Origin of the sequence: Parasynechococcus marenigrum WH 8102 (assembly GCF_000195975.1) — a bacterium.
Taxonomy (GTDB): Bacteria; Cyanobacteriota; Cyanobacteriia; order PCC-6307; family Cyanobiaceae; genus Parasynechococcus; species Parasynechococcus marisnigri.
In genome coordinates this window covers 936978-960531 of the sequence record NC_005070.1, presented here as the reverse complement: position 1 = coordinate 960531, position 23554 = coordinate 936978, and the positions used below count along the sequence as shown (strand labels likewise).

Below are 23554 nucleotides of genomic sequence, written 5' to 3'. Positions count from 1 at the left end.
GAGCCGGCGACGCCAGCAGCAGACCCAGAGCCAGGCCTGCGGCCTTAACGGAACATCGAACTGACGGAACTCTCCTCGTGGATGCGCCAGATGGCTTCGCCCAGCATGTTGGCAACTGAGAGCACCTGAAGCTGAGGGAAGGTTCGCTCCTGCTGAATCGGGATGCTGTTGGTCACGACCACCTGCTCGAACAGTCCATCGGCCGAGAGGCGTTCACTGGCCGGGGGCGAAAACACCGCATGAGTGGCACAGGCGATCACCCGTTTTGCACCCTGCTGGCGAAGAAGCCTGGCACCGGCGCAGATGGTGCCACCGGTGTCGATCATGTCGTCGATCAGGATCGCCGTACGGCCGGAGACGTCGCCGATCACCGTGAGACTTTCGGCCAGATTGTGGCCCGTGCGGCGCTTATCGATGATCGCCAATGGCGCATCGTTCATCTGTTTGGCGAAGGCCCGGGCCCTGGCCACACCGCCCACATCCGGTGACACCACGACAATGTCGTCGAGGTTCTGCGTGGAGAGGTAATCCACCAACACCGGTGAGCCGTAGATGTGATCACAGGGAATGTCGAAGTAACCCTGAATCTGAGCTGAGTGCAGATCCATCGCCAGCACCCGATCCACGCCGGATTTCACCAGCAGGTTGGCGGTGAGCTTGGCAGTGATCGATTCACGCCCCGCCGTCTTGCGGTCGGCGCGGGCGTAGCCGTAATACGGCACCACTGCGGTGATCTGACGCGCCGAGGCCCGACGGCAGGCATCCACCATGATCAGCAGCTCCATCAGGTGATCATTCACCGGAGCGCAGGTGGGCTGGATCAGAAACACATCGCAGCCCCGGATGGACTCCTGGATCTGCACGTAGAGCTCGCCATCGGCGAAGCGTTTGCACACCCGGGGGCCATCAGGAACACCCAGATATGCGGCGATCTCCCTGGCCAGCCCAGGATTGGAGGTACCGCTGAACAAGCGCAACCGGCGCGTGTCCGGTGTGAGCTTTTCCTGTTCAGCGCGGGCTGCGGTCAGAAAACTGGTCACGGCGCCCGCGGGACGAAGTTTGCTGTAATCCGATGGTAGTGGTGAGCAGGACCCCCATGTCCACAGATGTTCCGCTGTTGGTGGGTGCAGGCCCCCTGCCGGAGCTGCTGATGCGCGAGGCCAGCACAGCCCTGTCCGATCGCTGGGGGCTGGAGCTGAGCCACATCAGCGAAGGCGAATCGCCGCAGGAAACGCTGTCGAAACCATCGGCTCAGCAGGGCCTGATCCGTTTCTGCGGAGATGTGGCGCGACAGAGGCCGGAGGGGGGCTGCTGGCTTGACGCCCTGGCCGACTGGCGCCAACCAATCCTGCTGATGGTCGCCGGGGGAACAGGCGGTGACATTGCTGGCTCAGCGGCGGCCTACACCGCCCTCTGCCATCAACTCGGTGCGCCCCTCATCGGACTGGTCCAGATCGGATCACAGTGGAACCGACTGCAACGCCGCAGGGATGGTCTCCCCTGGATGGGCTGGATTCCTGCAGCCGACGCCCTTGAACGGGAGCTCGCCCTCGATCATCTGGTGCAGGAACTGAACCGACGCTGCGTCACAGCCGCGGCCAAAGGGGCAGGGGCTCACCAGCCTTGATCTGACGCAGCACCTGCTTCCCGGCCCGCTTGGCCAGAGGCAGCTGTTGAATGTTCACCGATGACGGACTGGACAGGACAGCCGCCGCAAGGCTGAGCATCTCTGGGTTGGAGAGGTTCGTCTCCACAGCACTGGCGGCTACATCCACCAACCCAGGGATTTTGCCCATCACCCCTGGTCCTTTGAACTGCTCCACCACGGCTCGGATCAGCAACTGCTGCCGCAGGCGACGGTTGGGATCATCAAGAGAATCCTTGAGGTAGCGCGCCAGCTGCTCAGCCTGAGCACCGTTGAGACTCTGGCGGCCGGCCTGAAGATTGACGGTGTAGTTCTGTGCCTTGTCCGTCCGTTGGAACGAGGCATTCAGGATCACGTCGAGGTCCCCGAGGCCGTCCACGAGGGAGCGCAGCACCCGCCGAGGGACCACCACGTAGCGGTGCGGTTGATCAGCCGGCAGACCGACGAGTTCCCGGATCGCATCGCTCAGCAGGGCAACACCACCCGTCTGCCAGATGCTGCCGAGCTTGACGGGCGTCGTCTGACCGGGGAGCTGAAGGGCCAGTTCGACCGGAACCTGGAGCACCCGCAGCGGCTGTTGGGCGTCGATCTGCACCACCATCACGGCATCGGCGTTGGCACGTCCCCGCGGCGCTGCATTGTTCACGGGATCGTTAGTCTGATCCGCATCGATTCCCACCACCAACAGCGTCACCGGCCCCAGAGGCAAGGGCGCCAGATTGGTGGGGTTGTCGGCAGCGACCGGCTCCGTTCGGGCCACCTGGTCCGGCTCTGGCCAAACCGTGCTGAGCAGCCAACCGGTGGCACCAAGGCCCACCACAGCTGCGGCAAGTCGCAGAACGGTCCGCAGTGGATGACGGCCCAACCAGGGCATCAACCGCTTCGGTTGGGTGGGCGTCATCGTCCCCAGGCGGGCTACGGCGCCTAGTTTCGCCCAGTTGTCCAGTCCCGAGCACCATGGCTCTGCGTCACGACTTCCGCAGCCGCCCCCCTGAACAGGTGCGGGTGGTGGTGTTCGGAGCCACCGGCTACATCGGTCGTTTTGTTGTGCAAGAGCTGGTGGAACGGGGTTACCAGGTGGTGGCCTTCGCCCGCGAACGTAGTGGCATCGGGGGGCGCCAGAGCCAGGAGCAGGTGATCATCGATCACAAGGGCGCTGAGGTCCGCTTTGGCGACGTCACCGACCCCGCCTCCATTGCTGCCGAGGCCTTCAACCAACCCACGGATGTGGTGGTCTCCTGTCTGGCGTCACGCACCGGAGGCCGCAATGACTCCTGGGCGATTGATCACCAGGCCACCCTCAACACCTACCGGGAGGGACGACGGGCTGGCGTGGCTCATTACGTGCTGCTCTCGGCGATCTGCGTGCAGAAACCGCTGCTGGAATTCCAGAAGGCGAAACTGGCCTTTGAAGCGGAACTGCAGGCCGATGGGGAGATGACCCATTCGATCGTCCGGCCCACCGCCTTCTTCAAAAGTCTGGGTGGGCAGGTGGAAAGCTGCCGCAAAGGGGGGCCCTATGTGATGTTCGGAGGCGGAGAACTGGCCAGCTGCAAGCCGATCAGCGAAGCCGACCTGGCCCGGTTCATGGCCGATTGCCTCCGGGATGAGGACAAACGCAATCAGGTGCTGCCCATCGGCGGGCCAGGGCCAGCCCTCAGCGCCAAACAACAGGGAGAAATGCTCTTCCGCGCCTTGGGGCGCCCCCCGCGAATGCTCTCGGTTCCCATTGCCCTGATGGACGGTCCAATCGCTCTGCTGGAGGGACTGTCCCGACTGTTCCCCGGGCTTCAGGACACCGCCGAATTCGGACGCATCGGGCGTTACTACGCAGCTGAGTCGATGTTGGTGTGGGATCCCGAGCGTCAGTGCTACGACGCCGATGCCACCCCCTCCTACGGAGAAGACACCCTGGAGCGGTTCTTTGAACGGGTGGTGCGGGATGGCATGGCGGGACAGGACCTCGGCGATGCAGCTTTGTTCTGACGCAGCCATGCTGAGATCAGATCGGAGCTCCGACGGCAAAAATGACGACTCCATCCCGAAGCACAGGGGTGCTTCTACATCCCACAGCACTTCCTGGGAGTGCAGTCTGCGGAAGCTTCGGAGAACCATGCCGCCGTTGGATCAATCTGCTGGCGGACAACAACATCGGCGTGTGGCAACTTCTGCCACTTGCACCTCCTGACGGAACCGGCTCGCCTTACAACTCACCCTCCAGCTTCGCGCTGAATCCCTGGTTTCTTGATGCCGAGGAACTTCGCCGGGATGGCTTCATCAGTGAGCAGGATTGCCAAGACTTACCTGGAGCGAGTGAACCAAGCAGTGGCGTCGAGAGATTGGACTTTGGCCTGGCCCAACAGCGAAGCGGCGCCCTTGCCCAAACACTGCTCAAAGGATGGCCGAAGCAGCCGACCAATCATCACCAGACGTTTGAACGTTGGTGCAAAAAACAGCCGTGGCTGGAAGCTCACGCCTGCTTCAGCGTTCTGCATGAACAGCAGGGTGAAGCCTGGTGGACCTGGCCTGATGGGCTTGCAAGTAACAACCGCAAGGCGCTGCGTGAATGGAAACGTGATCATGCCGATGCACTGCTGGCCATCAAGCTGCAGCAATGGCACTTGGATCAACAGTGGAATGCAATCAGGGAGCTAGCACGAGAGAAAGGCGTCATACTGTTCGGAGATCTGCCGTTCTATGTCAGTGCAGACAGCGCTGATGTCTGGAGCAATCGTCACTTATTCACCATCAAGGAGAACGGTGAACTCACAACCCAAAGTGGCGTACCTCCTGACTACTTCTCCGAAAGCGGACAGCTCTGGGGTTCACCGGTTTATCGCTGGGGACGACATCGCTTAACGCGCTATAGATGGTGGAGACAGCGATTCACACGACAACGCCAGCTAGCGGACCTGTTGCGACTCGATCACTTTCGAGCACTAGCTGCCTACTGGGCAGTCCCCGGAGCAGACAAGACAGCTAAAAACGGACAGTGGCAGCCGTCTCCGGGAAACGAGCTGCTGAAGAAGCTTCGTCAAGATGGCAATGGAGAATTACCTTTAATTGCTGAAGACCTAGGGGTCATCACACCCGATGTAGAGGAGCTACGCGATAACTTTAAATTGCGAGGGATGAAAGTGCTTCAATTTGCCTTCGATGGACAGGCCGACAACCCATACCTGCCTGAAAATATCGAGGGACGACGTTGGGTGGTCTACACCGGCACCCACGACAACCCGACTACACTGGGCTGGTGGAACACACTTGATCAGGACAGCCGCAACCGAATCACATGTCGAATCAATGGAGCAGTGAACGCACCGGCTTGGCAGTTGCTCGACATGGCATTTGCAACATCGGCAGAACTGGTCGTCGCCCCACTGCAGGATCTGCTTCACTTAGATGATTCAGCTCGTTTCAACACACCAGGGACATCCACAGGAAATTGGAACTGGCGTCAACCGAACTTTGATAAAAACGTGGAAGGTGCACTTCAGGGTTTTGGAGAAAGAGGATCGATCTGGGGACGCTCCAAAAATGGAGCCAAGCACATGACAAAAAATTAGAGTTGAAACCAACCGATCCAAAATAAATCAGCGACTGGGAATCAAAGCGATACAATAGAATTACCATGACTCAAGAAAGGAAGGAATTAGACATCACCGAAAAGCCTTCAGCCTATAAGCACCCAAAAACTTAGGCAGACAAAAATAAAGCGATCGAAAAGTCAATCAAACGTTCTACGAACGACGCAAGATACATTCACAGGGAGGTGAAAGAATCAATTAAGTAGAAACCAAAAAGGAAACACTAAAACAAGAGTAAACTTAAATCATACCTTGGAGACATTAACGAAAGAAACGAGAAACAAATAGAAGGGATCAAGACCAGGACAATCACAGACAAACAAGAAACAGAACCTCATAGAGCATGTCGCAGAAACTGCACTCAAGAAAAAAGACAAAACAGAGCAACATCAATACACGACAAAAAACAGCACAAAATCCTTGGAATAATAGACCTGCAACCACAATAGAAAGAGCAATAAATAGCAAATAAACGCATATCAAGGAAACAAGAGATACAGAAATGAAAAGAAAAACTGCAAAATATTTACACACATGCAAGAACCGAAGAGGAAAATTTATTGCGGCAAAAAGAAAGTCAGCTGCGAAACCAAAAGAAACTACAAGAAATTTCAAAAAGGCAGGGGAAAAAGAGAAAACCAAACGATAAGGTACTTTATCTAGATAGTGAAGAAAAGGTCGGGAAAAAGACTAAGAAAAAACAATCAATACAAAAAAGAGTTAATAAATCAGGTTTATTAGTCAGGCGCCAATACCAAAAGAGATAAAAAACTAAAAAACACGCTCATACAGTGCAAAAAATAAAGTTCCTCTAACAGAACAGGACGGAAACAAAAAAGAAGTGAACAAACCCAAGCAAAAGGTGAATAGAGAAATAAACAAATGAAATCAACACCCTATTTGCTAGGATAATTAAAATACGTCAAGTGTCGGCAAAGCACCAAGTGAGCACAAAAGCTATAAATCCTGAAGATCTGAAAAGATGGGGCATCGAAGGCTCCATAAAACGAGAACTAGTACTTGATGAATTGATCGAGACGGAAATAACACTAGACGCATCGGAGGAAGAGGTAATACAAGTATATTTAAGTAGCATGAACATCTATACCCAAGAAGAACTTGCGAAATGGATGAGGAGCGAGAACGTAGACAAGGAATCGTTACTAACAAGGGCAACAAGATATTATAGATGGATTAAAGTTTGCGAAAAGAAGTTCAAAAACCAAGCTGCAACAAAATTCCTAAAAGAAAAGGCAAAGTTAGACAAAGTTAGCTACTCAATGATATGGATAGATGACGAAGCGTTTGCTGGCGAAGTATTTGTTCGCATCAAAGAGGGAGAATGCTCCGTTGATGATGCTATTCTACTCTCGACAAATCCTCCTCAGGGATTAAAAATCGGTAGGGTTGGACCAGTTAAACTACAAGAGTTACCTGATGCACTTGCTGAATTGCTAAGGATTAGTCAACCCAAACAAGTATGGCCGCCAATAAAAATTGAAAACGGATGGGGAATCGTTATAAGTGAAAAACTCTGGCCGGCAGTCTTCAACAAAGAAGAGAGGTTGAAAATATTGTCGGAACTGGGCGAGGAACTCCTAGCAGAAGAACTGAAGAAGTCAAGAGATATAGTGTCCCAGAAGACGATGTGAAAATAATTCAGTAGCAAAGAAGACAGACGAGCCTCTGCGTTAGATTGTACTGACAAACAAAAAAATTACTGCTAAGTAATATACCTATGTGCTAACGTTGAAAGGTCAAATTTGATAAATGCAATTAAGACAGGCATTGCGCCTAATCAACTCCTGGGCGCCTTTCTCAAAACTATCAACAGAGCAAAAGGCAAAACTAGCAGAAACAATTCAACCATTACGATTACGTCCGGGTCAAAAATTATATGATTTTTCAGACCTTCCTCCAGGGATAGCCCTCATAGCAGAGGGTCAGATGAGATTGCTTGCATTAGATGAAAGAGAAGAACCTTTCACACTATATAGATTAGCTCCAGGAGATCAAGCTGGACATATTGGAATCCTCAGGGGGGTAACTGGTTATGCATTAGCCGCATCGCAGCCAAGCTTGCTATGGCTGCTTCCTCAAACTGGATTTCTGCAAGTAATAGCGGAAAACGCAGAATTTGCAAATGAATTTCTTGAACCTAACATTGAAGAATTGTATGGAGTTAGTATATTAACAAATTCGCCTCTAAATAACACGAAAAACGAGATAAAAGACTGGGCAAGCAACAAAATAGCAGAATCAAAAGGAGATCACAAAATATTATTACTACCTCCAGGTGAACACTTTGTTGATTCTAAATGGGGGCCGTGGTTGGTAAGCAGTTCAAACATTTCTGGATGCAAGCCAGGTGAAGAATTACTTGGACCAATGAAGTTAATAGTTCAAGGGAAAGTTCCTGCAAGATTAATCTCTAAAAGTGGAGCTACACCTCCAATCAATGTCCCACAAGTATTAGTCGTAAGCCCAGACTCTAGCGAGGCTGCACCTCTCCAAATTGAGGCTGAAGTCGTAGAACCTGACTGGCAAGAAAGCAGCACAGCAATAGTTGCAGTAGAAAAACAGCAGGAGGCTCTTGAAGATTGGTATGGAAAGCTTGGCGATGACGGGAGCTTTCCACAGTTGGATGGGTCTGGACCTGTAGGGATTCCAATGGCTGCATTAAGAATGCTTGCGAGATACTTTGATATACCTTTTAGAAAAGATGTAATACAGAGAATAATTGAAGATCAATTGATGAGAAATGAATTATCAGAAACGGGAGAAAGATCAATTGGTTTGATTCAACTTGCTGCTACTGCTGACTTAATTGGCCTTAGAGCAACACAAATAAATGTAACGGAAAACCAGATAGGGCGTTTACAATTACCTGCAATAGCAATACGTAAGAATAAACCAATAATATTATGGTCAGCGGACATGGTTGGCCAAGCACTGATCAGTTGCCCCGAAGAAGGACAAATAAAAGTTTCAACAAAAGACTTAGGTGCTAGAAACGATGATGGAACAATACAGGTTTTAACGATTCAAAGAAGCAAAGTATCACCTAAGAAACGATTTGGGTTGGGATGGTTTATACCAGCTTTAAAAGAACATAAAGCAGTCCTTATTCAGGTTCTAGTCGCCAGTTTTTTTGTACAACTATTTGGATTATTAAATCCACTTTTGATACAACAAATAATAGATGCTGTGATCAGCCAAGGAAATGTTAGCAGCCTTAATGTGCTTGGAACATTGTTAATAGGCATGAGTCTAGCTCAAGCGGTATTATCTTCGCTAAGGACATACCTATTTGCAGATACTACAAATCGAATCGATATCTCATTAGGTTCATCAATCATCGATCACCTACTTAGGCTTCCATTAGGTTACTTTTCAGATCGACCAGTCGGTGAAGTAAGCAGCAGAATCAATGAACTACAAAAAATAAGACAGTTTTTGACCGGAACAGCGCTAACGGTAGTGTTAGATGCAATTTTTGCAATCATCTACATTGCTGTTATGTTACTTTACTCAGTCCAATTAACAGTATGGTCATTAGTAGTAGTTCCATTATTTGTGGGGTTGACATTAGTATCAGCACCAATCATACGAAAGCAACTTAGAGAACAGGCTGAAGCTAACGCTCGGGTACAAAGTCACTTAGTTGAGACCGTTGGAGGAATGGAAACCATTAAGGGCCAGAGTATGGAAATTCATAGTCGGTGGCGATGGCAACAGCTCTACGGAGGTCAGATAACATCGGGTTTTAGGAACACCGTAACAAGCACAGCGGCCGGATCAGCAAGTCAGTTTCTTGAACAGCTTTCAGGACTTATTGTTTTGTGGATTGGAGCCTCACTAGTATTAAAAGGTGAACTAACACTTGGACAATTAATTGCCTTCAGAATCCTAGCAAGTTACGTGACAAGTCCTTTGCTTAGGATGGCAAACTTATGGCAAAATTTTCAAGAAACTGCATTATCGTTAGAGAGACTGGCTGATATCGTAGATCATCCCCAAGAATTAGAAATTACTGGAGAACAAAAGCCACCAATACCTCCCATAGTAGGAACAGTGGAATATAAAGGTGTTAACTTTAGATTTGGGAAGGAAGGAGCACTTAATCTATCAAACATTAATTTCAAAATTGAACAAGGTTCATTCATTGGGGTCGTGGGAAGTAGTGGCTCTGGCAAAAGCACAATGTTGAAAATGCTAACAAGGTTATACGAAATAAACGATGGCCAAATTCTCATAGACGATAATGACATTAGCAAAGTAGATCTCTACTCCTTAAGATCGCAAATCGGTGTAGTACCACAAGATAGTCTGTTGTTCGACGGGTCAGTAATGTCAAATATTGCGTTAGCAAGGCCTGATGCATCATTTGAGGAAGTTGTAGTAGCAGCACAAATTGCCTGTGCACACGAATTTATTCAAGCTATGCCCGCCGGCTACAACAGCTCCGTAGGGGAAAGAGGAGCTGGAATGAGTGGAGGACAAAGACAAAGAATGGCAATAGCAAGAATGATAATCAGGAGACCAAGATTACTAGTACTAGATGAAGCAACAAGTGCTCTTGATGTAGACACTGAAAGAAGATTAACGGCAAATCTGATAGAATTGTATAAGGATAGCACCGTTTTCTTTATAACTCATAGATTGGCATCTCTCAAATTTGCTGATGTTATTCTTGTAATGGATCAAGGGGCATTAGTTGAAAAAGGTACTCATGAAGAACTTATGGCATTGGATGGCCGCTATGCAACACTTTACCACCAACAAGAATCCTAAAAATGACTACCTCAAATTCAAATAGCCCAAAAACCAACTCAAGTCTGGCTGTAAGGCCACTCAATCATCAAGAAGTACAACTAAGGCCGGCACCTCTTTGGAGCAAGGCTCTGGCATGGACCATTATTTCGACAGCATCACTCGGATTTATATTTGCTGTATTTGCAAAAATTGACGAAGTAGTACTGGCTCCTGGAGAATTACAACCGCTGGGTGCTGAAAGACCAGTCAAAGCACCATTCGGGGGAGTAATTAAGGATATTGTAGCTAAGGAGGGGCAAAAAGTTAATGCAGGAGACACCTTATTGAGATTTGACGCAGACGTATCTCGAAAGAGAAAAGAAACATTAGAAACACAAATAAAGCTCGAAAGAAAAAGATTTGAAGAAGAGTCGAGAGCTGTCGAGGCTAGAAAGAGAGGAGTAGTCGAGCGATTAAATGGTATAAATAGATCGTTAAATACAGAATCAAGTATATATACAAATATCATACCCTTAGCAGAGATTGGCGCAATGCAACTAACAGAGCTGCTAAGGCAAAGGAATAAAGTAGAACAACTGGAGTCAGAGGCACAAGTTGTAAAAGCGGACTTGGAGGAAGTAGAAGCACAGCTCAACAAACTAAAACAAGAATCCCTGCGTGAAATATCAGAACTAGAACGGCAAATGGTTGAAGTTCAGGATACGATAACAAAAGAAAAATTGAGCGCACCGATTGCAGGAATTGTCTATGGGATGATTCCATCAAGCGCAGGGTATGCGGCTTCGGCGGGAGAGACACTCGTAAAAGTTGTCCCAGGAGGGGAAATCGAGGCAAAAATATACATTACTAATCAAGATGTTGGTTTTATGAAGCCTGGAATGAAAGCCCAAATAAGGGTCGATGCTTTTCCGTATACACAATTTGGATCAATTACAGGGTCCTTGAAGTCAGTGGGGACACTTCCACTAGAACCAGATCAACAAAATCCAATGCCTAGGTTCCCGGCATACGTGAAGATTGACAAGGACTATCTTGAAAAAGATGGAGAAAAATACGAAATCAGTGCGGGCCAAAGTGTACAAGTGAATCTCATTCTTAGAGATAAGCGGGTCATATCATTACTAACAGATGCGGTACAAAAGGCCTTAGATTCGCTTACTAGAATAAAATCAAGTAAGTAAACTAGAGCTGGGGACTGCTTGACATTAGGGGCTATAATTGGAGGGATGCCCCCGCTGAACCCTCCGAAAATGGACCTTAAAACTAAAACCGAAAAGTTTGTCAATTGGTTTAAAAATCTTCCAGATGAGGATCAAGATGAATTAATGAAAATGGTCTACTCAGAGTACAAAGTAAGAGATGTGGTGAGGTCGTTTTCCGCAATGCCGGCGGTACAAAGACAAACGGTCTTTCAACGTCTCGGACTACCAGACGAACTGCTAACAAAGATTCCAGCACCAGGAGCTAATGATGCTGGAGAGTTAGAAGTAGAATGGCAAGAATGGAATACAGAAAAAAAGTAAACTATCAGCAAATCAACATTACATCAACTGAACAGTGACAACCTCCACAGGACAACTCGAAGCAGATGCAAGAAGCAGAAGCGTACCTGTACCTTCGGTAAGCTTGGGCCTTGGCAATGACCTTGATCCAAAATTCGGTCGGTGGATCATCACCGGGGGGATTGCTGGCTTTTTGATCTGGGCGGTGAACTTTCCAGACGCAATGCCAGGGCATGCCCTTTTTCATCAGCGTGGACCAACCCAAGTTGCAACACTCATATTGGGCGGAATGCTGGGGTGGTTCTTATTTAACAAATTACGCATTTTGCAAAAAGCACAGAAAGATTATTTAGCATTTGATCTAGAAATACCAAGTTTAGTAAGGCAAGGTGATTTAGAGGCTATAAAACTTAAATCTGAGAATTCTGGATCTCTCGTCGGTAAACGACTTCTACACCTATTGGATGTATGGGAATCAACAGGATCAGCGTTTCAGCTGGAACGAGCTGCCGATGGAGATGTTGATCTTTACGAATTATCCATGAGTAGTAGTTTTAGTTTTCCAAAGCTATTATTATGGGCAATTCCACTGACTGGATTTATAGGAACTGTTATTGGAATGTCCCAAGCTGTTGGTTCATTTGATGCCGTTCTTAGTAACGCAGACAACGTTGATGGTCTAAAAGATGGCTTGGTTCAAGTTACTGGGGGACTTGGTACAGCGTTCGACACAACATTCCTAGCACTGGTAATATCAGTATTTTTGGCATTCCCACTCACACTTTGTGAAAAGATTGAAGATAGATTACTGAGCCAAATTGACGGAGTTGTGAGAGATGGAGTCTTATCACTGAGTCCTCTGGGTAGCGGTGAAATAGCGTCACAGTCTGGAGAAGGGACTGGAGGTGGTGCTGGCGGTGGAACATCAGAGAAAACTCCAGAGAAACCCACACCAAAAGAGATTTTTGGGGACGACATTGCAGGGTTGATAAGCGATGCGTTCGAAAAACATCTACCAGATCCATCAGTACTGGTAGAACCAGCCCAGGTTTATGCAGAAAAATTAACGGAAGCAACGATAGAAAAACTAACACCACTTACAACAATTGTCAGAGATTCTGTAGAAGGAGTGAGTGAAGCACGCCTAAGCTTACAGGAACAGACTGACATCATAAGAAATGCAATGAATTTGCTTGCCGGTGAACTAAGCGACTTGTTAGCTGAAAATAGGATCGGTATAGATCAAAAAGCTCAATTACGATCGTTGATTGAATTGAAAGAATCCATTGACCTGCTGAATAAGAACATGAGAAGAGAAAGGAATGGATTTGGCATAGGTATACTTATGGACAAAATTAGGTCAAGATAATGGGAAGACGCAGAAAAAAGGGCGACGCAGGTATGGATCTGTCATCGTTCCTAAACATAATGACTGCAACAATTGGTGTCCAGACATTGACACTCGTAATATTCGCTTTGCAAATTAAACCAGGAGTCAATGTGGTGAAACTCCTGCCTGCCGGAGGAGAAGGTAAAGGTAAAAATGGAAATTATATTGTATGCAATAAGGAGGGAAATATGAACATGTTAATCCGAAACGAAAGTATGGATATGAATATAAACGATGAGAAAGTAGATGTCATCATAAAAAGCCTAGGAACTGATGAAACACCCCAATACATAATCATAGGTGTACGACCTGAAGGATATCTTTGTTTTGAAAAACTAAGATCGAAAGCAGAGTTCAATAAGTTAGAATATGGCTACGAACCAATCGAAAGTGAACTTAAAGTTAAGTTTCCGGAGAGTCCCAAATGAATACCGAACAGAAACAAATCCTTCTCCGTAAAAAGGGCAAAAAAAGTTCATCTGGGTTAGCTGACAGCTCAGACAGCCTATTAGATCTCTTATGCAATGTTGTTGGGGTACTTGTGCTAGTTAGCTCACTTGCTGGTGTCTTCGCTGCAACAAGTGCAGTCAATATACAAGCGCCAATGAAAAAAGAAACAAAGAAACAATTCTGGACTTTACAAGCAGCAAAAGAAGGAGTGTGGGATTTACAGCCTGCAATAAATAGAATGGCTGAACTAGACCGCGAGAGGGCCAAAGAGGTAAGAAGTTGTGAAAACTTGTTATCTCCAGAGCTAGAAATCTGCAATAGCAAATTAAACGGATGGGAAAAGGAAGAGCAAATTAATGGTATATCAATGACAATCAATCATGAGAAAGGACAAATCCTAAGGTCACAAGAACCTACGATTGACTCTGAGAGTGAAGAATTGAGAGATTGGCTAGACACACTAATGAAAAACCTAAACACAAATAATCAAGCCGTTTTCATAGTACTAGAAGCATCAGGGTATAAGATGTACAGAGAGATAAAACGATCTGCCAGAAAAAATAAAGTTCCTATTGGTTGGGAACCCTGGTACAAAGATGACCCTATCAATTTCTGGGGTAATTCAGGCCGTAGCATGACAATTCAATGATAAATATTAACAGACACATTTCGACAGCCATAATTGCATCGCTTTTGGCTCTAACTACAGTAAATCCATCTAGGGCAGAAGAAATAGATCTAGTAAAAGACTTGAATGAACTTAGATTGTCATTGATAGAGGCTGGATTTAAAATCAAATTTGAGAAACCGCCGATGCAAGGTACCTACGGATTGATAAATACAAAAAAGAAAGTTATATGGATTGCACCTATAACACAACAAATGAGAATCTTTAGGACAACATTTTTACATGAAGCTGTTCATGCAGCGCAAACCTGTAGGACAGGATCATTACAGCCAATTGGATGGATGCCAAATGTTGATGAAGCGGTAAAAATAGCAATAGAGTCAATCCTATATCGAAATTATGAAAGCGAGAAATTTGATATAGAAAGAGAAGCTTTCTTGATGCAAGGACAGCCGGACGCCGTGCCAAAGATCAGGAGAGAACTGAAAGACCACTGTTGAAAATAATACACAAAAACAAGAAGAACGAATGAGAACTAGAACAAATCAAGAAAAAATATATAGTATTGTCAGGCAGATTAAAATACTAAGTAGGTAATCAATAATTTTGGGAATAAAATCAAAGCACTTGGTATGGTTACTGTGGGGAGTTGTAACAAGACTAAGCCTCTTCACTTGACGTTAAAAAGGTATTATCGCAGTCTCCATATAGTGACCGTAACATCATAAGAATTATTCAAAAATAGTTAATAGTGCTGTGGTTGCACAGGAAAAAAACAAACATCAGCCTATCATACAATGTACAGATATCAAAGGATTAGAACGTCGCGGGTAAGTTTAGGATTTAAAATAACAAAACATGCCGAATCGGTATAAAACAAATATTAGGCCAGAACAAATAAAAGACCTTGAAAAGGCATAAAACAACAAGTAACTAGCGACGAAAGAGAGAAAAAGAAGAAAATAAGCTAAATGAGCTAAAATTAAAGCAGATGATACAAGATAAAGGAAGAAACTAATATATGCCGCTATTCTAAAATTCAGTCCTTCCAAGATAATGCAACACTCAGCTCTACAAGACTGGCCATAGAAGCCTGCTGAGTCATTAAACTCTTCGAATAATCACTTTGACGTACACTCAATAGATCCTTGACAGGATTGGACTCAGGAGGAGTGGAGCTGGGACGATCAAGCCATTGTTGTAATGACTTAACCTCATCTTGAGAACATGATTTAAGTTTCTGCTCAATTGAAGAAGTATCAAGGATAAGGGAATCTGAGGCAAGCTTGGCAACAAGAGATATTTGATTACGGAGACGAGGTCCAACAAGCATCAAATCAAAAGATTCATTCGTTATTTTATCCAACAATTGGTTAAAGGCAAAATCAACTTGCTCCTGGTTACCAGCTTGCGTAACACTCATACCAGAAGGCATGTCCTGCTGAGCAATTATATCAATTGACTGGGTTGTAACTTTGGCAGCAATAAGTCGCTGTGTTCCATCAGGAAGCTTCATAGCAAACACAGTAGCTACTTTTCGCTCTGGAATAGAAGTACTACGTCCTGTTAGTCTGCCCAAAAGAGAGCCAAAAGTACGTTTGATAGGTTTAACAGCCTGAGGAGCATAAAGAGCGTAAAGAATTCCTCCACCAAGTGTTAGTGCGTCAAGGAGATTTGTACCCATTATTGAGCCTTCGCTTAAATTTTTCAAAAGGTTCGAGGAAGATTTAGCATCTTCATCCACACTTTCTGATTCAACAATAGGCTGCAACATAAGACCACGCTTACGCTGTGTTGTGGGAGTTTGGTCATCACCAAGTGCTGCTTCTCCGCCTTCACCATCACCCTGTCCAGGCGCTCCCTGACCTCGTTGTTCTACAGAGTCGCTATCACCATCACCCTCTCCCTCAGGGAATTGAGTGGCTTGTTCATTCATTGATACACCAACACCTGAACCTGAGCTGTTTGAACTTCCAGCCCCCTGGCCATTACCGTCTCCGTTACCAGTACCAGGAGCATCCTCACCAAACTTGAGTGCCGCAATATCACTGATACCAGGAGCATCTACACCGGAACCGGATTGCTTAATATCAGAAGGTGGTTGCTTGTACTTACCAGAACCTGATGCGTCATTGGCAACTTCTGGCGCATCAAGCGGTACAGCCTTCTGATCAGGCTGAAGAATCTCCGTGTTGACATCAACTGCTTGCTGGTTAGGATCCAGAACAACAGCATCATCAGGAACAAGTTTTAATCCATCAAGAGAGACAGGAACATCATCAATATTGAAAGCAACCTGATCATCCAGAAGAATGATTGCATTAATATCTACAGCTTTTTCGGTTGGATCTAGGATAACAGCATCATCATCAACTGCTATCTGATTGTCTAATAAAACAACATCGTCGATATCAACTGCCTTCTGAGTGGGTTCAAGAACAACAGCATCTTCATCGACGAGACGAAGATTAGTTAGGTCGACATCAGATGTAAATAACTCGTCAGTAACCAAAATATCACGAGAAATAGCAATCTGATCGTCCTCAAGTATGACCGCATCAATATCGACAGTCTTTTCATTGAGGGCAAGAATCACAGCATTCTCATCAACAAGGCGGAGATTTGTCATGTCAACATCAGAAGTAAACAATTCATCAGTGACAAGAAGATCACGAGAGACCGCTACCTGATCGTCCTCTAACAAAACAGCATCAAGATCAACAGCCTTTTGAGTCTCGTCTAAAACGACTGCTTCGAGATCAACAGCTTTTTTTGTCTCATCTAAAACTACCGCAGTCTTTAATACTTTTTTCTCATTTCTTTTAAGAATAAATTTAGGATCAGGTGGTTCCTCGTTGAAAAGATTGTCTGAAGTAAAGTTAGAAGTAAACAGCGATGAAGAGTTAGACTTTGCACCAGTACCAAAGGGGTCAACAACTCGACCAATGCCTGGGTCTTTATCTCCGAATGCGTTGTCTGTAAAGTTTAGCTCTAAACCAACAATACGCCTAAAAGCGACACCTTCCGGTAGAACACCCTCTTCCTCTTCAAGTAAGTCAGATTGAGAAGGTACATACCAGCTATTGGCTGGTATTAATAGTTCGTCGTTTGCAGGATCATTGTCGGTTAAGAAGTTACCGACGTCAACAGTATAATAATCCGCATAAATAAAGCGAGCACCGTCACGCCAAACTGGCACCTGCTCCTCTAATTCGGGATCAAATTCAGTCTCAGTTGTTGGACGAAGAGTGAAGTCATACCAACCAGCTTTTGTAATGACACGTCCATCTAGATCATAAAGTGGCGCACTTTGCTGTCCGTACTTATCAATTATATTTTCTGGGTTAGACTCCCATGTAAAGACTTGCTGACCAGGTTCAACAGGTAAATCATTACTTGACTCAACAGGAGTGGCACCGTAGCTTAATAAGTCATATTCGGAAACATATTTCAAGGCCAAATTAAACTCATCTAAGTCATGACCAACAAGATCTGGTGAATAACCAGAAGCAACATTAAAGGTATAACCAGAATCACCGACAGCTAAATCACCATATGTATAGTTTACAAGATAACTAACTTGAAGGCCATCGGTAAGTAAATTAGCGTCATCAAAATCCTCAATAGTAAATTTGTAAGGGTTGGGGTTGGTAGTCTTATATGCCTTAATAACATTACCCTCCTGGAAATTAGAGTCCATTGCGGCAATATAAAGAGCACTGGATGGATCAGTAGAGGCATATGTAATAGCATCTGCACGTGTAATCTCAGCACCAGAATCAGACGATACTGTACTTGGTGTGTAAATTGGCTGATTAAAGAGAAGACTTGAGAAGTCATCAAAGCTGACACCTTTGTTAATCCCACTTGAGATAAGATTATTGAGAGCTGCCTGTGGGTCAACAAAGAGATTATCAACAACTAAGAAGTCATCAGAATCAAATGTACCTGCCTCAACGTAACCAACAAAAGGATAAATAGACCAAACCTCAGAGTCAAGAGGATTTAAGTTCGCAAAATTAAGATAATCAGCATAAGAGATTCCTATCTTAACAGCGTTAATACGGTCAGCTTTAACTTTAGCAGAATTAGGTTGGTTATCAATATCCTTCCACTGCTCTAAGGTAAGACCAACATAATCTGCCTGTAAAACATCTTGCTGCTCAAGTGCAGCATTATAAAAGGCCTGATTTTCCTCATTAACAACAAACACATCAGTATTCGATCTCGGGTCAAAAACAGTTTTGGGCTGACCTGTGGCCTCGTCTACTTCATAAAGGGGACGCTGCTCAACCAAAGAATCAACACTCAGAGCCATCTTAAGAAGACGATTCGACTCAGTTTTAGCGTCCTCAGCAACAGGATCTAACTGCAAGGCAGCAGCAAGTAGATTATTTAGAGTAGAACTAATAACTTCCGGTACCGTAGATGAATCAGCAGCCTGAACAACTCGTTCAGAAATCTCATTGAGGACAATGTTACGCGCTAATTCGCCCGAGATAGAATCATTCTCAAGGAAGTCGTCGGAAAATGTAGTGAGATTTGTATCAACAAAAGAACTAACCAATGATTGGTAGTCAGAGATAATAAGCGGTTCACCGTCACTCAATACAGGCTGCCCAAAATTATTCAAAAGAGACCCTGTATCAGAGATAATATTTTGGTCACTAAGAGTATTTAATAGCTGAGGGGTATTAGTAGAAAATTCAGAGGCTGCTAACAAGTCAGAAGAACCACCCGTACCTACCAAATTTGTAACTCGGTTTAATCTATCTAAACCTTCAGGAGACAATGCAATACCAGAGGGCAGAACAAAAGAAGAGGCTAAAGAACTAGTCTTCTCAGTAAAAAGATCGTTCAGATTATCAACAAGTCGGTTGGGTAATGGAGAAGGGGGATTAATAAGATCCAGAACACTCTGGACAAGTAGATCACGACCTTCATTAAAGGTATTAGAAAGAATAGGTGAAGAAGCAATAGCAGAGTACAAACGAACAAACTGCTTCTGGGTATTATCAGTAGTAATATCAAGTAGCTCAGGTCCGTTCCTGCCAGAAGCGGTCAAATAGCTATATATATCATCGTAATTAGAAAGAGAAAATGCATCTTCAATCTTATTGAGCCGGTCATTAGAACCAGGAATTAACTCAACAAGTTTACTAGCCAAATAAGCATTATCAAGATCATTAGCTAATGAATAGGTATAGAGGTCGGCAAAATGTTGGTATAGGTCGGAATCAATTGTTAAAGAAGCGAAGTCGAGAACCAGGGTTTGCGTGTTACTGGTGAAATCATATTCAAAGATGTCAAATGCTCCAATATCCCACCGATATTCAACCTCATTTTGGGTTACATAACTGAAAGGAGTCTCTACACTGGCATCAAAGCTATTGGCCGCAGTGCGAATAGGCAAAGTAGAACGTATAACAGACAAGGCTTCGTCACGAGTTATACCTATAGAAGAGATTATGGTGTCAACAGAGTCAAAACGATTAAGTCCAAGCTCGGCATCGAAAATAGGTTCGTAAGTTGAATTAGCAATAAAATCTTGGACAGATTCTGGTGCCTCTTGTATAGTAATTCTAAGCAGACCTGGGAGTGTTGACAGATCACCACTCTCATCTTTTACTATGAATTCAAGATCAGCAGACTTGCCAGCATTTAGTGGAGAAGGATTGGCAACAAAATAAACACTACCGGTCTCAATTTGTTCCCGTGTAACCTCAAAAACATTTGATTGGTTGAAATCACTAGAAGCGAGTGGGGTGAGCTGAATCACATTCTCAGTGTCGGTGTCAAAGTTACCCGAACCAACACGAATAGTACCAAGAGATGTATCAGGCACCTGAATCAGAACAGACTGTAAAGGCAAACCTTCAACATCACCGAATCCAAAATCAGATAAGGCAAAGAAGCGTTCAAAACCAGCTACAACATTACGGTCAGAAACCTGTAAAGGTCTAAGTACGTCTAACGTAAATAAAGAGTTTGGATCAACAACGGTATCACCAAACATAAATGAGACGTCCTCAGTATAGGCAGCAGGAATTTCAATACTCAGTGAATCACCAACGACTTGAGTTGTAATAGATAAATCAGGATCAATAAGCTCAACCACTGGATTAGCTGGAACAACAGCGAAAATCTGCTCAAACGGAATCAAATATGTCTTAGACTTATAATCGGAATCCAATGCATCGCGATCAAGAGTGATCGAAGGCGGATCATTAACTTCAATAACATCGATAAATTTTGAAAATGGAACCTCATTACCAGCAGCATCGACAACTGTAAAATCAATTTGAGTCGAACCGGAGAAATTTAGATTAGGTGTAAAGGTATAGGTATCACCTTCCAAAGTAATCGTGGAATAGGCGTTTGTCACAGAATCAGGCTTAATCGTCAATTCGAAGCCATCGGGATCAGTAAAGCCTGCTAACAAATCAGCAGTGGTGAAGGTAGTAGGAGTATCCTCAGGTGTTTGACCTAAATTCAATCCCTTTTCACCTAGATTACCTACACGAGGAACGTCAACTACAGGGTTGACAGTAATAGTCGAGGTAGCAGGTACTCCAGGCCCATTGCCATCCGAGACAATATAGGTGACAACAACATCACCAAAATAATCATCAGCAGGCAGAAGATTATAACCAGTTGTAACACCATTCACAACAACAGGCGTCACGGAACCTCCTAACTCGGTAGTAGGAAGTCCAGCATTATCAGCTTTGTATACAACGAGTGATTCAACAGTCAAAACATCTGTTGTATCAACATCGCTATAACCCGCGAGAAGATCAGCGGTTGTAATTAAGTACTCGGTATCTTCGGTGGCAGCAGCTAGTGCTACAGTTTGGTTAACATCAACAACGGGATCATCATTTGTACCCTTAACAGTAATGGTAAAGGTCTTCTCAGCAAACAAAGCTCCAGCATCAGTTACTCTATAGTTAACATTAATTATCTGCTCCTCACCAAATGCCAAATAGTCATAAGCAGCATCCTGAGGATTAAAGGTAAACGCCCCATCTGCAGCAATAGTCAGTCCCGGTATTGCATTGCCAGACAGTGTATAAGTCAGTGAAGTTGGAAGTTGCTCGCCAGTAATAATCTCGTTGTCAACTGCGGTTAACTGGCCAGTGACTAATTCGTTACCTTCTGTATTAACCAAATTTGTATCATAGGTGGGAACAGGCAGATCATTGACAGCATTAACAATAAGGGGCAAGGATCCAGCTCTTCCAGGGCCATTACCATCAGCGACGGTATATTTAAGTATTACATTACCATTGTAATTATCAAGAGGAGTAAATTGATACCCAGTAAGAACACCATTGACCTCTACGCGAGAAATAGTGCCAGCACCGTCATCAAGTGCATTTCCAGCAGCATCGGCCTTAAACGCCGTGAGGCCTTGTACGACCAAAACATCTGAAGTATCAACATCACTAAAGCCTTGTAAAAGCTGATCAACACTCACAGTGTAAGGCGTATCCTCAGTTGCAGCTGCAAGGGCCGCGATGGCACCCAAGTCAACGACAGGATCGTCGTTCGTACCCTTAACGGTGAAGGTAAAGTTCTTTTCAGCAAACAATCCGCCGGCATCAGTTACACGGTAATTGACCGTAATCACCTGCTCTTCACCAGCAGCCAAGTACTCATACGCAGGATTCGTGGGATCAAAGGTGAAAGCCCCATCGTTGGCAATAGCAAAGCCAGGAATTGCATTTCCGGATAACGTATAAATCAGAGATGTTGCAAGTTGCTCACCAGTACCAATCTCAATATCATCAGCAGTTAATTGGCCGGTAACCAATGTATCGGCCTCGTATGTAACCTGATTGATACCAAAGGACGGGACAGGAATATCATTAACTGCATTCACGTTGAGAACAAGTGAGCCAGCGATATCAGAACCATTGCCGTCAACAACAGTGTACTTCAGTGCAACATTACCGTTGTAGTTGGCGACTGGCGTGAATTGATATCCAGTAAGCACACCATTGGTCTCAACACGAGTGAGAGTACCTGCAACTTCATCGAGAGCAGTGCCAGCAGCATTAGCCTTAAATGCGGTCAGACCCTGAACGACCAAAACATCTGAGGTATCTACATCACTGAAGCCCTGTAAAAGCTGATCAATACTGACAACGAAAGCAGTATCTTCTGTTGCTGCAGCAAGAGTCGCGATTGCGTTCAAATCAACAACAACATTGTCATTTGTACCATTAATAGTAATAGTAAATGACTTATCAGCAAACAAATTGCCAGGGTCCGTGACTCGGTAATTAACCGTAATTACCTGCTCTTCACCGTTCGCCAAATACTCATACGCAGCATTCGTAGGATCAAAGGTGAATTGTCCATCGGCGGCAATGGTGAGACCTGCAATAGCATCTCCAACTAATGAATAAGTAAGGGAAGTAGCTGCTTGTTCGCCTGTAGTAATTTCAGTATCGTCCGCAGTTAATTGACCAGTCACGACAGCACCAGCCTCCGATGCGGACTGGTTGAAGGCAAACGTCGGTACAGGCGTGTCATTCACCGCGTTGATGACAAGAGTTGACGAACCTGCGATACCGGGCCCCTTACTATCAGAGACAACATATTTGACTTCTAAATTACCGGTAAAATTGGCAGATGGCTGGTAGGTATAGCTTTGCAGAATATTATTGACAAGGTTAGGAGTAAAGGAGCCAACAATCTCGTCAGTGGTCACACCGTCAACAACCTTATAGGCAGTAGGTGATTGAACAGTTAAAACATCAGAGGTATCATAATCAGCATAGCCTTGAGTCAAGTCTGCAATGGTGAAGGTAGACGTCGTATCTTCCGTTCCCGGCGTAAGAGCAGCCAAGGCACCGCCTACTGCATAAGGATCGTCATTCGAACCAGTCAGAGTGATCGTGAAAGAACCTTTAGTGTTTGCGAGGTCCTGAGCTGTTAAACTACCAAAATTAGTACCAAGAACCTCGTCTGTAACCTGATAGTTAATAGTAAGCGTAAGTGTTTCGTTAAGTGCTAAGTAACGATAGGTAGTATCAGCAGTATCAAATGTAAATGAACCGGAGCCATCAACAGCGAGAGCAAAGCCAGCAACAGTATTCGTCTGAGTGTAAGTGAGGGTTTTACCAGCATTGTCACCTCGAGAAAGTTCAATATCGGTAGCAGTTAACTGGCCTGTAAGAGTACCTCCATTCTCAGAGGCAAACTGTGCAGTATTAAAAGTAGCAACAGGGGAGTCGTTGCCGGGATCAATAGTCCTTGTAATAGTATTAGCGATGGAGCCACCTTGGCCATCATTAATCAAATAATTAAAAGTAACAACACCACCAAGATCACTGTTAAAGTTAGCACTCGGTGTGAACGTATAAACCCCATTCACGGGGCCAATTAATGTACCATTCGAAGCGGAAAGATTAGATATTGATAACACATCACCAAAGGGATTGGTGGGATTAGCGTTGGAATCAAGATCAGGGTCTGTCACACCAGCTAGAAAATCTGCTTCTGTAAATGTAAAAGCAGTGTCCTCTGTTCCATTCGATGTGAAAGCAATAGATGGGGTTGGTAAAA

At 45.3% G+C, this 23554-nt stretch carries 14 protein-coding genes (1 of these 14 running past the window's edge); 11 read left to right on the top strand and 3 right to left on the bottom strand.

Translation table 11 applies throughout. The annotated features are described in order from the left end of the window. Positions 1-44: 44 nt before the first annotated feature. Positions 45-1040, bottom strand: a complete 996-nt coding sequence (locus TX72_RS04810; protein ID WP_011127831.1) for a ribose-phosphate pyrophosphokinase — start codon at positions 1038-1040, stop codon at positions 45-47. Positions 1041-1096: 56 nt separating this feature from the next. Here TX72_RS04810 and TX72_RS04805 point away from each other — a divergent pair, with 56 nt between their 5' ends. Beyond that, a complete protein-coding gene (locus TX72_RS04805) occupies positions 1097-1627 on the top strand; it encodes a hypothetical protein (RefSeq protein WP_042503308.1) in 531 nt (176 codons plus the stop codon). On the opposite strand, the gene TX72_RS04800 is transcribed toward TX72_RS04805, so the two are convergent. Continuing rightward, positions 1587-2546 carry an LCP family protein gene (locus tag TX72_RS04800; RefSeq protein ID WP_011127829.1) on the bottom strand — a complete coding sequence of 320 codons (960 nt, stop codon included), beginning with the start codon at positions 2544-2546 and terminating at the stop codon, positions 1587-1589. The two genes, TX72_RS04805 and TX72_RS04800, sit on opposite strands and share 41 nt — an antisense overlap. A 56-nt stretch (positions 2547-2602) precedes the next feature. Here TX72_RS04800 and TX72_RS04795 point away from each other — a divergent pair, with 56 nt between their 5' ends. The 10 genes from TX72_RS04795 (at position 2603) to TX72_RS13815 (ending at position 14478) form a co-directional block, all read left to right on the top strand. Further along, the gene (locus TX72_RS04795) at positions 2603-3631 is read left to right on the top strand and encodes an NAD(P)-dependent oxidoreductase (RefSeq protein ID WP_011127828.1); all 1029 of its coding nucleotides are present in this window, start codon (positions 2603-2605) and stop codon (positions 3629-3631) included. 41 nt (positions 3632-3672) lie between these two features. Next, positions 3673-5211, top strand: a complete 1539-nt coding sequence (gene malQ / locus TX72_RS04790; RefSeq protein ID WP_011127827.1) for a 4-alpha-glucanotransferase — start codon at positions 3673-3675, stop codon at positions 5209-5211. 965 nt (positions 5212-6176) lie between these two features. After that, entirely contained in the window at positions 6177-6884 is a 708-nt protein-coding gene (locus TX72_RS04785; RefSeq protein ID WP_011127825.1) for a peptidylprolyl isomerase, read from the top strand. Between the two features lie 118 nt (positions 6885-7002). Beyond that, positions 7003-10026, top strand: a complete 3024-nt coding sequence (locus tag TX72_RS13155) for a peptidase domain-containing ABC transporter (protein WP_011127824.1) — start codon at positions 7003-7005, stop codon at positions 10024-10026. Between the two features lie 2 nt (positions 10027-10028). Continuing rightward, positions 10029-11189, top strand: a complete 1161-nt coding sequence (locus TX72_RS13150) for a beta-barrel domain-containing protein (protein ID WP_011127823.1) — start codon at positions 10029-10031, stop codon at positions 11187-11189. 45 nt (positions 11190-11234) lie between these two features. Beyond that, entirely contained in the window at positions 11235-11531 is a 297-nt protein-coding gene (locus TX72_RS04775) for a hypothetical protein (protein ID WP_148228771.1), read from the top strand. A 34-nt stretch (positions 11532-11565) separates the two neighbouring features. Then, positions 11566-12879, top strand: a complete 1314-nt coding sequence (locus TX72_RS13145) for a MotA/TolQ/ExbB proton channel family protein (protein ID WP_011127822.1) — start codon at positions 11566-11568, stop codon at positions 12877-12879. 32 nt (positions 12880-12911) lie between these two features. Continuing rightward, on the top strand, positions 12912-13328 hold the full coding sequence (locus tag TX72_RS04765) for a hypothetical protein (protein ID WP_148228770.1): 417 nt from the start codon (positions 12912-12914) through the stop codon (positions 13326-13328). Beyond that, the gene (locus TX72_RS13820) at positions 13325-13999 is read left to right on the top strand and encodes a hypothetical protein (protein WP_011127820.1); all 675 of its coding nucleotides are present in this window, start codon (positions 13325-13327) and stop codon (positions 13997-13999) included. Before TX72_RS04765 ends, TX72_RS13820 begins: the two co-directional genes overlap by 4 nt. Further along, complete coding sequence (locus tag TX72_RS13815) at positions 13996-14478, top strand: hypothetical protein (RefSeq protein WP_011127819.1); 483 nt, start codon at positions 13996-13998, stop codon at positions 14476-14478. Before TX72_RS13820 ends, TX72_RS13815 begins: the two co-directional genes overlap by 4 nt. A 539-nt stretch (positions 14479-15017) precedes the next feature. Here TX72_RS13815 and TX72_RS13810 read toward each other — a convergent pair. Then, a protein-coding gene (locus tag TX72_RS13810) for a SwmB domain-containing protein (protein ID WP_158305720.1) crosses the window boundary here: on the bottom strand, positions 15018-23554 show its 3' end. Its footprint extends 23809 nt past the window's final position; 8537 of the gene's 32346 nt are visible here — the last part of the coding sequence; its start codon lies beyond the right edge, outside the window; it ends in the stop codon at positions 15018-15020.